The 14,420-nt window shown below is 56.9% G+C and carries 11 protein-coding genes; 1 reads left to right on the top strand and 10 read right to left on the bottom strand.

The features are described from left to right. Positions 1-27: 27 nt before the first annotated feature. The 9 genes from bamA to rpsB form a co-directional block, all read right to left on the bottom strand. A complete protein-coding gene (gene bamA / locus ABJD00_RS06710; RefSeq protein WP_348191306.1) occupies positions 28-2,403 on the bottom strand; it encodes an outer membrane protein assembly factor BamA in 2,376 nt (791 codons plus the stop codon). Positions 2,404-2,591: 188 nt separating this feature from the next. Continuing rightward, the gene (gene rseP, locus ABJD00_RS06705) at positions 2,592-3,728 is read right to left on the bottom strand and encodes an RIP metalloprotease RseP (RefSeq protein WP_348191303.1); all 1,137 of its coding nucleotides are present in this window, start codon (positions 3,726-3,728) and stop codon (positions 2,592-2,594) included. Between the two features lie 121 nt (positions 3,729-3,849). After that, complete coding sequence (dxr, locus tag ABJD00_RS06700) at positions 3,850-5,058, bottom strand: 1-deoxy-D-xylulose-5-phosphate reductoisomerase (protein ID WP_348336040.1); 1,209 nt, start codon at positions 5,056-5,058, stop codon at positions 3,850-3,852. A gap of 46 nt (positions 5,059-5,104) precedes the next feature. Beyond that, positions 5,105-5,956, bottom strand: coding sequence for a phosphatidate cytidylyltransferase (locus ABJD00_RS06695; RefSeq protein WP_413858078.1), 852 nt, complete (start codon positions 5,954-5,956; stop codon positions 5,105-5,107). Continuing rightward, a complete protein-coding gene (locus ABJD00_RS06690; RefSeq protein ID WP_413858075.1) occupies positions 5,957-6,724 on the bottom strand; it encodes an isoprenyl transferase in 768 nt (255 codons plus the stop codon). It lies immediately after the preceding gene. Positions 6,725-6,788: 64 nt separating this feature from the next. Next, positions 6,789-7,352: a ribosome recycling factor gene (gene frr / locus ABJD00_RS06685; protein ID WP_348191294.1), complete on the bottom strand. Its 564-nt coding sequence runs from the start codon at positions 7,350-7,352 to the stop codon at positions 6,789-6,791. A 111-nt stretch (positions 7,353-7,463) separates the two neighbouring features. After that, on the bottom strand, positions 7,464-8,183 hold the full coding sequence (pyrH, locus tag ABJD00_RS06680) for a UMP kinase (protein WP_348191292.1): 720 nt from the start codon (positions 8,181-8,183) through the stop codon (positions 7,464-7,466). A gap of 69 nt (positions 8,184-8,252) precedes the next feature. After that, the gene (gene tsf, locus ABJD00_RS06675; RefSeq protein ID WP_348191289.1) at positions 8,253-9,176 is read right to left on the bottom strand and encodes a translation elongation factor Ts; all 924 of its coding nucleotides are present in this window, start codon (positions 9,174-9,176) and stop codon (positions 8,253-8,255) included. Between the two features lie 139 nt (positions 9,177-9,315). Continuing rightward, positions 9,316-10,134, bottom strand: a complete 819-nt coding sequence (gene rpsB / locus ABJD00_RS06670; RefSeq protein ID WP_348191286.1) for a 30S ribosomal protein S2 — start codon at positions 10,132-10,134, stop codon at positions 9,316-9,318. A 332-nt stretch (positions 10,135-10,466) separates the two neighbouring features. On the opposite strand from rpsB, the gene ABJD00_RS06665 reads away from it, so the two are divergent. Beyond that, on the top strand, positions 10,467-10,871 hold the full coding sequence (locus ABJD00_RS06665; RefSeq protein ID WP_348191283.1) for a VOC family protein: 405 nt from the start codon (positions 10,467-10,469) through the stop codon (positions 10,869-10,871). 24 nt (positions 10,872-10,895) lie between these two features. On the opposite strand, the gene dnaE is transcribed toward ABJD00_RS06665, so the two are convergent. After that, positions 10,896-14,366: a DNA polymerase III subunit alpha gene (dnaE, locus tag ABJD00_RS06660; protein ID WP_413858069.1), complete on the bottom strand. Its 3,471-nt coding sequence runs from the start codon at positions 14,364-14,366 to the stop codon at positions 10,896-10,898. Positions 14,367-14,420 lie beyond the last annotated feature (54 nt).

Here is a 14,420-nt window from a genome sequence, read left to right as displayed (position 1 = left end):
CCGTCTTATCTCACAAATTTTCACGCCTTAGAAACGAGTGCCACCGCTCAAACGGAAGAGCTGCGTCTTGTCGGCATCATCCTTGACAACAGGCCAGGCGAAATCTGCACGCAGAGGACCGAAAGGTGAGTTCCAACGAATACCGGCACCAACCGAGGCACGTAGTTCGAAGTCATTCGAGACAACGCCGTTTGACCCGACCGCGTTGATAAGGTCGCTATCAGCGTCCCAAAGCGAGCCAGCGTCTGCGAAAACAGCACCACTCAGTCCAAATTCGTCAGGAATTGCAGGGAACGGGAAGGTCGTCTCCACAGTCGCCGCGACATACATGGTGCCACCGATGGCATCTTCCGTAGTCGCATCGCGCGGACCAATACCCTGGTTTTCAAAGCCGCGGATGATATTGCCACCAACCATGAACTGCTCGGAAACGCGGAGGCGCTCATCGCCGATCGCCGTAATGTGGCCACCCTTGATGCTCGCTTTACCAACAACACCGTAGTCAGCAAGGATTTCCTTGTAAGCACGAGCTTCAGCAGTGGTCTTGATGTAGTAGGAGTCGCCACCGAGACCAGCGAACTCCTGACCAAAGGACGCATAGATACCGTCGGTTGGGTTCAGGTTGTTGTTCAGCGTGCTGTGAACAAGGGTGTAGCCGGCCAAGGACGTCAGATACGTCCCAAGGGAGTCACAGATCGCAGGAGAAAGATCGGAGTTGTTGGAACAATCGGAAAGTCCCGTCGCCAAGTTGTCCGGATCTGAAATTTCTGACTGGAAGATCTTGTAGTAAAGACGAAGTGTCAGTTCTTCCTCGCGAAGCGGAAGAGAGAACCCAAAGCCGCCACCGATCTTATCTTCGTCATAGGACCGGTAGTCGTTTGCATCAGTGACCTTCTTGTACACATCGAGGTCAAGCGCGATACGACGCCCCATAAAGAAGGGTTCGACGAAGGCGAACTCGTAAGACTGTGTATCTGTACCACCGCCAACGGCGACTTTTACGAACTGCCCCCGACCGAGGAAGTTTTTCTCGGTGATCGAGATATCGCCAACAATACCATCTGTTGTCGAGTAGCCAACACCGAAGGAGACTTCACCAGTCGGCTTCTCGTCGACCTGAACATTGATCACAACACGATCCGCCGCGGAGCCCTGAGCCGTCGTAATGCTCACACGCTCGAAGAAACCTAGATTGTTGAGACGGCGTTCAGCCTTGTCGACGAGCGCACGGTTGAAAGCATCACCCTCAGCGAGATCAAACTCACGGCGAATGACGTATTCACGTGTTCGGTCGTTGCCGATAATGTTGATACGCTCAACATAAGCCCGCGGGCCTTCCTCGATGTAGTAGGTCAGAGAGATCGTCTTGTTTTCGTAGTCACGCGAACCACGAGGACGAACCTGGGCAAATGCGTAACCGTTCTCAGCCACCTTGACCGTAATGTCTTCCACGCTCTGCTCGACGCGAAGCGAATTGAAGGTCTGTCCAGCGCGAGTTCTCACCTGAGAGCGCAGGGCTTCCGGGTCGACTTCTGCGAGCGACGAGACCACCTCAACATCGCTGATGGTGTACTCTTCGCCCTCATCGACCGTAAAGGTCACGTGAAAGACGTTCTGCTCGCGATCGAGATCAGCCGAGGCCGAAACGATACGGAAGTCAGCGTAGCCTTTTTTGAAATAGTACTGACGCAGCAGCTCCTGGTCAGCGGACAGGCGATCAGGATCGTATGTATCTGTGCTGCGCAGCCAGCTCAGAAGACCGCTCTCACGGGTTCTGATCACATCACGCAGGCGACCATCACTGAATGAAGAATTGCCGATAAAGGTGATCCGCTCGACGCCAGTCTTGTCGCCTTCATTGATTTCAAAGACCAGATCGACACGATTGTTACTGCGATCAATGATCTTGGGGTCAACGGAAGCGCCGTAGCGACCGGAACGGCGATAGGCTTCAAGGATGTTCTGAACGTCCGTCTGAACCTTGGCACTCGTCAGCATCGACCTTTCAGTCGAGCGCACAGCGGTCTTGAGCGCATCATCCTTGAGCTTCTTGTTTCCTTCGAAGGAAACGCGATTGATGATCGGGTTCTCGGTGATTGTCACAACGACAGTTCCGCCCTGGGGCGAAATTTTCACGTCGGCAAAAAGGCCTGTCGCAAAAAGCGCCTTCAGCGACTCATCAACGTCCGCGGCGCTGTAGGAGCGGCCAGGCTGGATCGTCATGTAGCTGAGGACGGTCTCCTCCTCGATACGCGTGTTTCCGCGAACCACAACACTCCGGGCGACAGCAGCTTCTGCCGTCACAGAGGAAAACGGACCAAAGGTCTCGGGAAGAATCGCGCCCGTAGAAAATACGGCGGCCGCTAGAACAACGGCGCGAGTGAGTTTCTGCAATCGCTGCATTAGTGCGCTATGCCTTTATGTTTTTAAATCCAATGCGCCAAAGCGCAGAGGTAACCCCAGATTCTCAGCAACTGAAATGGTTTTACAGTCTTTTACCGAATGTGCAACCGGGCTCATGGCCGAAAATCGATTTCAATTGAAGGCGTTGCGAGGATGCCACGCCCCAATTCCCCACGCTAATTCATTGTTTAAAGCTTCGTCAGATGCATGACATCGTTCCAGGTCGCAAAGACCATCAACAGAAGAACGATACCGATGCCAATACGAAACCCCATATCCTGGACACCCTCGCTCAAAGGCTTTCCTCGGACAGCTTCGGCAAAATAATAGACCAGATGTCCGCCATCGAGCATCGGGATGGGCATCAGATTCAAAAGTCCGATGGAGATCGACAGGACCGCCGCAAGGCTCAGCAAGGGAATTATGCCCTGTGTGGCGACCTGTCCGGAAACCTGCGCGACCCGAATCGGTCCACCGAGCTGATCAGCCGCTTCCCGGCCGGAAAGAACGCCCCACAGATAATCGAGTGTCCGCCCGGCGATATAGATTGTTTCATGCGTTCCCTCAGCAACGGCCTCCAAGGGGCCATAAGTCTGCTGAATGAGATCCTCCGGCTTGGGACTGCGTGAAACTCCCAAAAGACCAAGACGTTGAACATTCCCGAAACGGTCGGTCAATTCCCGGTATTGCGGCGTAACAGTAAGCGTGACGACGCTCGTACCGCGCTCAACCTCAAGCAATAGAGGAACATCCGCGCTTACAGAAACAATCCGCTGCAGATCGGAGAACGTGGCGATCTCACGCCCGTCGACCGACAGGATCAGATCTTCGGCCTGCAGCCCGCCAACCTCTGCTGCACTGTCCGGCTGAACGGTTTCAACGACGGGAGAGGTAACGATCTTGCCGAAGGTCATGAAGATCGATGCAAAGATGACAACCGCCAGGATGAAATTTGCAATCGGACCAGCGGCAACCACTGCGGCGCGCTGCCAGACCGGCTTGGCGACGAACGCCCCTGCCCGTTCGGAGTCACTCATCGCTGCAACGCGCTCGCGATCAGGAACGCTCGCTGCATTTTCGTCTCCGGCGAACTTCACATAGCCACCGAGCGGGATCATCGAGAGTTTCCAGCGCGTTCCCTTGCTGTCGTTCCAGCCAAAGATCTCACGCCCGAAACCGACCGAAAATGCATCGACATTGACGCCACACCAGCGTGCAACGAGGAAGTGCCCGAGCTCATGGAAGAAAACCACGATGGTCAAAACGAAGAGGAACGGCACGATATAGCCGATCAGGAGGTCGTAAGCCGACGAAATCAATTCCATTATGAGGTCCCGTTTCAGGCTCGTTTGATCCTGTATTCTTACAGGATATACGCTGTGCAATTAAGGCAGGTTAAAGGACAACACCGATTTTTGAAGCCCTGTCCGATTTCGACCCTATTGGTTAGCGAGATGCAACCCATCTCTTGCAGGCGTCCCGCGCTTCTTCGTCGACGGCCAGAACGTCCTCAACTCCTTCAAGGGCCCTCCCCCCGTGAGAAGCATCCAGCCTTTCAAGCGACGCTTCGACCGCGGATGGAATATCCATGAAACCGATCCGCCGGTTCAAAAAGGCGGCAACGGCCACCTCGTCCGCTGCATTCAGGATGGTCGTCGCGCCGCCGCCGCGCCTCATTGCCTGTAGCGAAAGTGCGAGTGACGGGAATCGGTCAAGGTCCGGTGCCTCGAATGACAGCTCGCCAATCCGCGCAAGGTCCAGCCTCTCCACGGGAACATCCATGCGGTGTGGCCAGGCCAGACAATGTGCGATTGGCGTGCGCATGTCCGGCGACCCCAGCTGCGCTAGCAATGAGCCATCCCGATATTGCACCAGACCATGAACAACGGATTGCGGATGCACGAGCACGTCCAGCTGATCCTGAGCCAGGGGAAAGAGGTGAAAGGCTTCGATCACCTCAAAACCCTTGTTCATCATCGTGGCACTGTCGATCGTAATGCGGCTTCCCATGTCCCAATTCGGGTGCCTGAGAGCCTGCTCCGGCGTGACACCAACCATCGCAGCTTTCGACGCCATCCGAAATGGCCCGCCCGACGCAGTCAGAATCACTTTCTCAACCTGATCCGCATTCTCTTGCTCGAAAACCTGGAAAATAGCGCTGTGTTCACTGTCGACGGGAAGAACAGTCGTTTCGCTACGTCGCGCCTCTGACATGAAAAGATCACCAGCGGAAACGAGGCACTCCTTGTTGGCAAGAGCGACAGCTCGGCTGGACTTCATTGCCCGCAGCGTAGGTCGCAGACCCGCGGCTCCAACGATGGCAGCCACGACCATGTCCACGGGACGGTCCACGGCCTCGAGAACAGCGTCCTCTCCTGCAGCGCAATCAATACCGCTTCCGGCCAATGCATCGGCCAGCGCCGCGCTCTTGTCGGATCTGGCAAGAACCGCGCAATCAGCCCCCACCTTTCGGGCCAACTCCGCCAGACCTGCAACATCCGAGTTGGCCACGAGGGAGACGACGTCAAAGCGGTCGGGATTGCGCGCCACGATATCAAGCGTGCTGCGACCGACGGATCCCGTCGCGCCCAGAACGCTCAGCCGCATCCGTCTGCCCGAAGCCCCATGGGGCCATCTCTCAGAGTTTGCAGACATATCCACCTTGTTTGCTTTCTGGTTTAGCGACGATATCGGAGCGGAGTTAGCTCAGATCCAAACCCAAAATCGGGTTGACCGGGTCACCGCCGAAGACAAGTCCAAGGGCAGCGGCCATGATCGCGGCCGCCACAAGACCGTCAACACGGTCCATGATGCCGCCATGTCCAGGTATCAGGCGGCTGGAATCCTTGACATCAAAGCGCCTCTTGATTGCGGATTCCAAGAGATCCCCTGCCTGGGAGACAATGGAAAGAACAACCGCGAGCCCACCCCAGCGCAAAAGATCCACTTGTCCGACTGCAGCGACGAATCCAACGCCAAATAGAACAGCGAAAGACAGTCCACCGAGCGCTCCCGACCAGGTCTTGTTCGGCGAAACACGTCTCCATAGCTTCGGTCCACCGAGAAAACGGCCAACGAAGTAGGCGCAGATGTCCGTGGCCCAAACAACGATCAACAGGAAGAAAACGAAAACGAGGCCGATATCGCCCAGGCGAGAGGCCATGAGGGACAGCAAGGCCAGCCCCGAATAAATGATACCTTCGGCGCCCCACCGCGCAGGTTGGCTCAGGCCACCAACCAAATAGACAGCAAGTGCTCCGCCGCCGACAAAAACAATCGCAAGGATTGGATAGCTCAAGGCGTAAGAAGCGCACGCTGCGCATAGCGCCGTGTATCCAATCGCCGCGGAAGCGCTTTTGTCGGATGTGCCGGTGATCGAAAACCACTCATGCTGGAACAGAACCGCAGCCACAAGAACAAGCGCAAAAAACCAAAGACCACCAACATAGGCAAGTGCCAGCACCGCAGGCCCGAGTATCGCAGCGGAGATAATCCTCAGCTTGAGATCAGACATCCGGGATCCGCCGTCAGGCTTTTGAAGAGGCTCAGACATTCAGAGCGCTTTGGCGCTGAGCCCGCCAAAACGGCGCTCACGGCTGCTGTAATCGGCGAGCGCCTTGTCAAAGGCCACTTCATCAAAGTCTGGCCAATGACACTCACAGAAATAGAATTCCGAATACGCCGCCTGCCACATGAGGAAGTTGGAAAGCCGCATTTCACCGCTGGTTCGAATGATCAGATCAGGATCTGGCATGCCGGAAGTATCAAGGCGGTCGCCAATAAGCTCTGGCGTCACCGCGTCAGGCTCAATAACACCAGTTTCCACGTCCCGCGCAATCGACCGGACAGCTCGCGTAATTTCATCGCGCGCGCCATAATTGAACGCAACGACCAGAGTCATCCCCGAGTTTGTTCGCGTCAGCTGCTCGGCGTCAACAAGCAGTTGGCGAATGCCGGGCTCGAGCCCTTCACGGTCGCCAATCACCCGTATCCGAACATTGGCCTGGTGAATTTCCGAAAGGTCTCTCTGAACAAAACGGCGCAGAAGTGACATGAGAAAGCTCACTTCCGTCTCAGGCCTATTCCAGTTTTCAGAGGAAAAGCTGTAGATCGTCACATATTCAAGGCCGATCCGAACCGCGTGGCGGATCATTCGGCGCAAGGAATCTAGGCCATGACGGTGGCCATCTGAACGGGAGAGACCGCGCGCCTGGGCCCATCGGCCATTGCCATCCATGATCAGACCGACATGACGCACCGGTGCGGCCTTGCCATCTGGCAAGGGAAACATGCTGTCGGCCGGATCCGGATTTGCAGTCATAAAGTCCCCCCGAGTGGCTGGGTCTAGAATACCTTTCCCGACCTGGCCAGATTGATTGTTCAGCTTAGACTTGGGAGATTTCCTGCTCTTTCTTTTCAAGCATCGTATCTGCTTCCGCGATCATGCTGTCGGTCAGCTTTTGAATCTCGTCGGATGCGACACGGCCATCATCCTGGCTGATATCACCATCTTTCTCGAGTTTCTTCGCCGTGTCCATGCCGTCGCGGCGGACGTGGCGGATCGAGACCTTGGCCTGCTCGGCATATTTGTGAGCAATCTTGATCAATTCCTGACGGCGTTCCTGGTTCAGTTCCGGGATCGGCAAGCGCAACAGCTGGCCATCCACGACAGGATTGAGACCAAGGTTGGATTCGCGGATCGCTTTCTCGACAGCAGCAACCATGCCCTTGTCCCACACTTGAACGGCAAGCATGCGTGGCTCTGGAACGCTGACGGTCGCGACTTGGCTGATCGGCATCGCCTGGCCATAGGCGCTCACCATGATCGGGTCCATCATGCTGGATGAGGCACGGCCGGTCCGCAGGCCGGCAAACTCTGTCTTGAGCACCGACAACGCGCCCTGCATCCGGCGCTTGAGATCGTCCTGGTCTATACCTTCTACCGGCATAACTTCCTCACTTAATTCTTGCTTTGTTGGCTTACTGTGTCTCGGCCGCGGCAAAGATCGCACACTTGCATCGAAACACAAGGCCCTGTGCCGCGGATATTGGCAAAAGAATCAATCGCCAACAACAGTATACCGGCCGCTCTCCTGAAGAACGTTCACAAGCGAACCGGGACTGTGAATGGAAAAGACAATGACGGGGATCGAATTGTCACGCGCAAGTGCAATCGCGGTGGTGTCCATGACCTTCAGATTACGCTGGATCACCTCTTCGTAACCGAGTGTCTCATAGCGCTCGGCATCCGGATTGGTCTTGGGGTCGTCGGAATAGACACCATCCACCTGAGTACCCTTCAAAAAGGCATCGCAGCGCATCTCTGCGGCACGCAGAGCAGCGCCCGAATCCGTTGTGAAGAAGGGATTTCCCGTTCCACCGGCAAAGACGATGACGTCGCCGTCTTCCATATACCGTTCAGCCACACGTTGGCTGAATGTCTCGCAGATCGAGGGAACCGAAACCGCTGAAAGAACACGGGCCTGGACCTTGAGCCGGCGAAGGGCATCAGCGATCGTCAGGGAGTTCATGATCGTCGCAAGCATGCCCATGTGGTCGCCAGTGACGCGGTTGCCGCCTTTGGCTGCCACAGCAACCCCGCGGAAGATGTTTCCGCCGCCAACCACGATGCCCACCTGCGCACCAAGCGCAACCGCGTCTGCGATCTCCTTTGCAATTCTCTCGACAATCGCCGGATCGATCCCAAATGGCTGGGATCCCATCAGCGCCTCACCGGAGAGTTTCAAGAGCACTCGCTTCCAACGCAGGGGCTTGTTCATATCGTGGCCTTCTCTTTGTGGGTCCTTCTAAAAAAAAGGCGCCGGTCGTAACCGGCGCCCTTGGGAAGCTTACTGCCCGGTGGCCGCGGCCACCTCTGCAGCAAAATCTTGCTCTTCTTTCTCGATACCCTCGCCAAGGGCGAAGCGGACAAAGCCTGTGAGCTTGACCTCTGTGCCGAGCTCCTTGCCAAGAGCTTCAACAGCCTGTTCAACCGTCTTGTCCGGGTCGATGACGAAGGACTGTTTGACCAGTGTCACTTCCTCATAGAACTTGCGGATGCGGCCTTCGACCATCTTTTCGATGATGTTGTCCGGCTTGCCGGATTCGCGAGCCTGCTCAACGAACACCGAGCGCTCACGGTCAACAACAGCCGGGTCGAGATCATCAGTGCTGAGAGCGAGCGGGCTCGTCGCAGCAATATGCATCGCGATCTGACGGCCAAGACCGTTCAGTTTTTCCTTGTCTCCGGAAGATTCCAGAGCAACCAGAACGCCGATCTTTCCAAGACCTTCAGTGACTGCGCCGTGAACATAAGTCGCGACAACACCCTCGGACACGGACAGAACTGCCGTGCGGCGGAGGGTCATGTTCTCACCGATCGTCGCGATAGCATCTGTGATGCTGTCTTTGACGTTCTTTTCAGAACCCGGGTAGCCGGCGTCAGAAACGGCTTCGAGGTCGCCATCGGTGCCAACGGCAACCTTTGCAACATTCTTCACCAGTTCCTGGAAGCCTTCGTTACGTGCAACAAAGTCGGTCTCTGAGTTCAGCTCAATGACTGCAGCCTTGCTGCCTTCAGCAGCAACACCGACAAGACCTTCGGCAGCAACGCGGCCGGCCTTCTTGGCGGCCTTGGCAAGGCCCTTGGTGCGCAGCCAATCAACAGCTGCTTCCATGTCGCCACCCGATTCTTTCAGGGCGGTCTTGCAGTCCATCATGCCAGCGCCGGATTTTTCGCGGAGCTCTTTGACCATCGCAGCGGTAATGCTCATCGATTGCCTCGTGGATGGGGGTTATTGATAGATACGGTTTAGCCGACTGGCACCGTACCTGTATGACGAAAGCGCAACAAAAGGCGCCAACATCTGCGAATTTAACAAGAACCTGCCGCGTCGCCGCGGCAGGAAAAAATCAAGCTTCTGCAGCAGCTTCCGTTGCAGGAGCGGCTTCAGCAGCTACTTCTTCAGCAGCAGCTTCAGCAAGAGCTTCTTCAACCGGAGCTTCTTCACCAGCACCAACGTCCATGCCCGAAGCACCCTGTGCACGGGAGATGCCGTCGATGGCGGAGCGGGCAATCAGGTCGCAGTAAAGCGCAATTGCACGACCAGCATCGTCGTTGCCCGGCACCGGATAGGTGATGCCTTCCGGATTGGAGTTGCTGTCGAGAATCGCGGCGACCGGGATACCCAGACGGCGTGCTTCCTGAATGGCGATGGATTCACGGTTCGTATCGATCACGAAGATCAGGTCCGGAATGCCGCCCATGTCCTTGATACCGCCAAGGTTCCGCTCGAGCTTTTCGCGCTCGCGGTCCATGAACAGACGCTCTTTCTTGGTCAGAGCGTTTGCTGCATCAGAATTGAGAGTCTCTTCGAGCTTGCGAAGACGCTGGATCGACTGGGAGATGGTCTTCCAGTTGGTCAGCATGCCGCCGAGCCAGCGAGCGTTGACGAAGTACTGCGCAGAGTTGCGCGCGCTTGAAGCAACAGCTTCCTGCGCCTGACGCTTGGTGCCAACGAGCAGAACGCGGCCACCGCCTGCGACAGTGTCGCTAACAGCTTTCAGCGCTTGGTGCATAAGCGGAACGGTCTGAGCCAGATCGATGATGTGCACATCGTTGCGTACACCAAAGATGTACTGACCCATACGCGGGTTCCAACGATGCTTCTGGTGACCAAAGTGAACACCAGCTTCGAGAAGCTGACGCATGTTGATATCGGGCAAAGCCATGGCCCTGAACTCCTGAGTTTTCCGGTTTGACCTCCGCAAGAGGATTTGGACGCTGGACAAGTCCAGATCGTCACCGGATGGAAGGCCGATAAGCTCGGTTTCCGCCCCTTGCGTGTGGAATGCGCGCCTTATAAGCGGCAGTTTCTATAAATTCAAGACCTTTTGCCTAGAAAACATGCGTGTTTTCAAAGCGTCCCAAGATCTTGGGACGACCACCTTCATGAAGGCGGCAAACAACGCAAGTTCGGCGTGTCCCGCCCTTCCGGTTGCCAAGCACCCGTTTCAATTGCATCTTCCACTCAATAGCAGCCATCGGCGGAACAGGAGTATGCATGCCAGGTACAATCGGGATCAACCACTTGGGACTCACTGTCCTTGATCTAGACCAGACCACGACGTTCTTTACCGACTGCCTGGGCTGGACCCTGCTAAACCGCGATGAGAGCTACCCGCGCACGACAGTAACTGACGGCGCCTGCCGTTTCACGCTCTGGCAAGCAGACCGGAATTCTTCGAAAACGCCATTCGACCGCAGGTCCAACATTGGCCTGCACCATGTCGCCCTCGAAGTGGAGAGCCAAGCGGCTCTTATGGCCATGGCCGAAAAAGTCTCCAGCTGGCCAGGTGTCGTCATCGAGTTTCAGCCCGAACCACTGTCGAGCGGGCCACGCATGCACATGATGTTCGCCGAGCCCGGCGGCATCCGCCTCGAAATCATCTGGCCTGCGGCGTCTTAAGCGCCTGAAGCCAGACGATCTGAGTCAGGCCATCTGAACATCCGTCACCCCGGGTACGGCCTTGAGCGCTCCGGCAATTTCCGGTGAGAGACGGAACCGGCCTGGCAGCTTCACCTCCACTTCGCGCGCACCGTTTTCCAACAGAACAACCACCGTCACATCCCCCTCGCCGCGCACATTGAGATGGCGCACGAGGCTTTGGATCGGACGGTCGTCGCGCAAAAACACGCGCATGCTCTTTTGGACGCGCGCCGCCACCTTCTCGATCGGGTCGACTTGTTCGATCCGGATCGAAGGCTCGTCATCGCGCATGTCCGCGCCAACCAGAATCACCATGGAGCGCCCCGGCTCCAAGGCATCACGGAACTGCTCGAGCTTTTCCTTGAAGAGAAGCCCCTCGAATTGCCCCGTGCCATCGGAAAAGCGGACGATGCCCATCTTGTTTCCGGTCTTGGTCTTGCGTTCCTGCTTGGAAATGACCGTACCGGCAAGCCGCCCTGCTGAAGCGCCCTTCTTCACGGCTTCGGCAAATTTCGCCCAAGGCTGAACCCGCATTTTCTCGAGCAACTCGTCATATTCATCAAGCGGGTGCGCCGAGAGATAGAAGCCAATGGCCGCATGCTCACGCTGCAAACGCACGTCCGGCGTCCAGCCCGCAACATCGGGAAGTTGCAAGGGCTCTTCGCTGTCGCTACCACCAAACAGCTCATCCTGCCCGAGTGTCTTGTTCTCTTCGGTTCGCTGAGCCAGCCCCATGATCCTGTCGAGCCCCTCCAGAACGCGGGCCCTGTTGGGCTCCAGCTCATCAAATGCACCTGCCGCCAGAAGGTTTTCCAGAGTGCGTTTGTTCAGCTGCTTTGGCGAAATCCTGCGGGCAAAATCGCCCAAGCTCTTGAACGCCCCCTGGCTGCGCACCTCAACGATATGTTCGACCGCCTGTTCGCCGACCCCCTTGATCGCACCCATGGCATAGACGACCTTCCCGTCCTGCACATCGAATTCGACCATGGACCGGTTGATCGAGGGCGGAACGATCTCAATGCCCATCCGACGGGCTTCCTGCCGGAAGTCGCCAAGCTTTTCGGTGTTGCCCATATCAAGCGTCATGGACGCGGCCATGAATTCCACCGGGTGGTTCGCCTTCAACCAGGCTGTATGATAGGAGACCAGCGCATAGGCTGCCGCGTGGGATTTGTTGAAGCCGTAGTTCGCGAATTTTGCCACAAGGTCGAAGATCGATCCGGCTTGCGCCTTGTTCACACCGCGCTCAACGGCACCGTCGACAAAGCGCGCGCGCTGGACTTCCATCTCCGCGGCAATCTTCTTACCCATGGCCCGGCGCAGAAGATCCGCCTCGCCGAGGGAATAGCCAGACAGAACCTGCGCGATCTGCATCACCTGTTCCTGGTAGACGATGATGCCTTGGGTCTCGTCCAGAATGTGATCGATCGTCGGATGCAGCAGATCCCGTTCCGACAGCTTGTTCTTGACCTCACAGAACTTCGGAATGTTCTCCATCGGGCCGGGCCGATACAGGGCAACAAGGGCGATGATGTCCTCAATACAGTCCGGTTTCATGCGCTTCAGCGCATCCATCATCCCCGAACTTTCCACCTGGAACACGGCGACCGTCTTGGCCGAGGCATAAAGCTTGTAGGACGCCTCGTCATCCAATGGGATGCCACCGATGTCGTTCTCCATTCCGTGCGCTGGCGTATAGAGTTCTGTGCCATCGGCGGCCACTTGGAGGGGGCGACCCGAAGCGAGTATCTGTTCAACCGCATTCTGGATTACGGTGAGCGTCTTGAGACCCAGAAAGTCGAACTTGACGAGGCCAGCTTGTTCCACCCATTTCATGTTGAACTGGGTCGCAGGCATGTCCGAGCGTGGATCTTGGTAAAGCGGAACAAGGGCGTCGAGCGGACGATCCCCAATCACAACGCCGGCTGCGTGGGTCGAGGCGTTGCGCAGCAGGCCTTCGACCTGCTGACCGTATTCTAGCAGTCGAGCCACCACCTCTTCGTTGCGGGCCTCTTCGCGCAGGCGCGGCTCATCCGCTAGCGCCTTTTCGATGCTGACGGGTTTGACCCCTTCGACGGGTATCAGCTTGGACAGGCGGTCCACCTGCCCATAGGGCATTTGCAGAACCCGGCCAATGTCGCGCACGGCCGCTTTGGACAGCAGCGCGCCAAAGGTGATGATCTGCCCGACCTTGTCGCGGCCGTATTTCTCTTGGACGTAGCGAATGACTTCCTCGCGCCGGTCCATACAGAAGTCGATGTCGAAGTCCGGCATGCTGACCCGTTCCGGGTTCAGAAACCGTTCGAACAGTAGGGCGTAACGCAGGGGGTCAAGGTCGGTCACCGTCAGCGCGTAGGCCACCAATGACCCAGCACCAGACCCACGTCCCGGCCCCACCGGAATGTTGTGGTCCTTCGCCCACTTGATGAAGTCGGCAACAATCAGAAAGTAGCCGGGGAACCCCATTCCTTCGATGATATCCAGCTCAAAATCGAGACGCTTTTGGTACTCTTCGACGCTTGCGGCATGCGGGATGACCTTCAAACGTTCCACGAGGCCCGCGTTGGCTTGCTTGCGCAGCTCCTCGACCTCGTCATCCGCGAACTTGGGCAGAATCGGGTCGCGCCTGTAGGCCATGAACGCACAGCGGCGCGCGATTTCGACCGTGTTCTCGATCGCCTCTGGCAAGTCGGCAAAGAGCGTGACCATCTCAGCCTGTGACTTGAAATAATGCTGGGCAGTCAACCGACGGCGCGGTTCCTGCTGATCAACATATGCCCCATCAGCGATACAGATGAGGGCGTCGTGGCTTTCGTACATGTCCGTTTTTGGGAAATAGACGTCATTGGTCGCCACCAATGGGATGTCGCGAGCGTAGGCCATCTCGACAAATCCGCGTTCGGTCAGAACTTCGGCTTCAGGCGCGCCGCCCTCACCTGGATGGCGCTGCAATTCCACATATAACCTGTCACCGAAAGCCGCGCTCAGACTATCAATCAGCGCCTCAGCCGCCGGGCGCTGGGCGCCCTGTAGCAGCATGCCCACCGGCCCTTCTGGCCCACCGGTCAGACAGATCACATCGCTAGCGTGCCCTGCAAGTTCCTCTAGCGTGACATGGGGCAGTTCGGACCCTTCGCGCAGATAAAGGCATGAATTCAGCTTCATCAGGTTTTCGTAACCCGCCTCGGATTGGGCCAGCAAAACAAGAGGTGCCGGTGGGCGGGGCCGCTCCCCGGGGCGGGGTGCGACGTATTGCAGGTCAACCTGACATCCGATGATCGGCTGGACACCGGCACCAGCCATGCCAACCGAAAATTCCAGCGCAGCAAACATATTGTTCGTGTCTGTCAGTGCAATCGCAGGCATCCCAGCCCCACGCACAATATCGGGCAGCTTTTTAAGGCGCATGGCACCTTCCAGCAGCGAGTATTCGGAATGGGTGCGTAGGTGAATGAATCGGGGGCTGTCAGTCATGAATCGCAGAATAGGGCCAGCCCGCCCCTATATCCAGTGGTGCTGCAAAGTTAT

The organism is Tateyamaria sp., from assembly GCF_039945315.1.
Lineage (GTDB): Bacteria > Pseudomonadota > Alphaproteobacteria > Rhodobacterales > Rhodobacteraceae > Tateyamaria.
Note: the sequence above shows the minus strand (reverse complement) of the source record. Positions and strands in the feature narration are given on the sequence as shown.

Excerpts from the sequence above, each read along its gene's own strand:
- ABJD00_RS06695 (WP_413858078.1), bottom strand. The coding sequence starts at position 5,956 with ATGTCTGAGCCTCTTCAAAAGCCTGACGGCGGATCCCGGATGTCTGAT.
- frr (WP_348191294.1), bottom strand. The coding sequence starts at position 7,352 with ATGCCGGTAGAAGGTATAGACCAGGACGATCTCAAGCGCCGGATGCAG.
- tsf (WP_348191289.1), bottom strand. The coding sequence starts at position 9,176 with ATGAGCATTACCGCTGCGATGGTCAAAGAGCTCCGCGAAAAATCCGGC.
- dnaE (WP_413858069.1), bottom strand. The coding sequence starts at position 14,366 with ATGACTGACAGCCCCCGATTCATTCACCTACGCACCCATTCCGAATAC.
- pyrH (WP_348191292.1), bottom strand. The coding sequence starts at position 8,183 with ATGAACAAGCCCCTGCGTTGGAAGCGAGTGCTCTTGAAACTCTCCGGT.
- ABJD00_RS06690 (WP_413858075.1), bottom strand. The coding sequence starts at position 6,724 with ATGACTGCAAATCCGGATCCGGCCGACAGCATGTTTCCCTTGCCAGAT.
- rpsB (WP_348191286.1), bottom strand. The coding sequence starts at position 10,134 with ATGGCTTTGCCCGATATCAACATGCGTCAGCTTCTCGAAGCTGGTGTT.
- ABJD00_RS06665 (WP_348191283.1), top strand. The coding sequence starts at position 10,467 with ATGCCAGGTACAATCGGGATCAACCACTTGGGACTCACTGTCCTTGAT.
- rseP (WP_348191303.1), bottom strand. The coding sequence starts at position 3,728 with ATGGAATTGATTTCGTCGGCTTACGACCTCCTGATCGGCTATATCGTG.
- bamA (WP_348191306.1), bottom strand. The coding sequence starts at position 2,403 with ATGCAGCGATTGCAGAAACTCACTCGCGCCGTTGTTCTAGCGGCCGCC.
- dxr (WP_348336040.1), bottom strand. The coding sequence starts at position 5,058 with ATGTCTGCAAACTCTGAGAGATGGCCCCATGGGGCTTCGGGCAGACGG.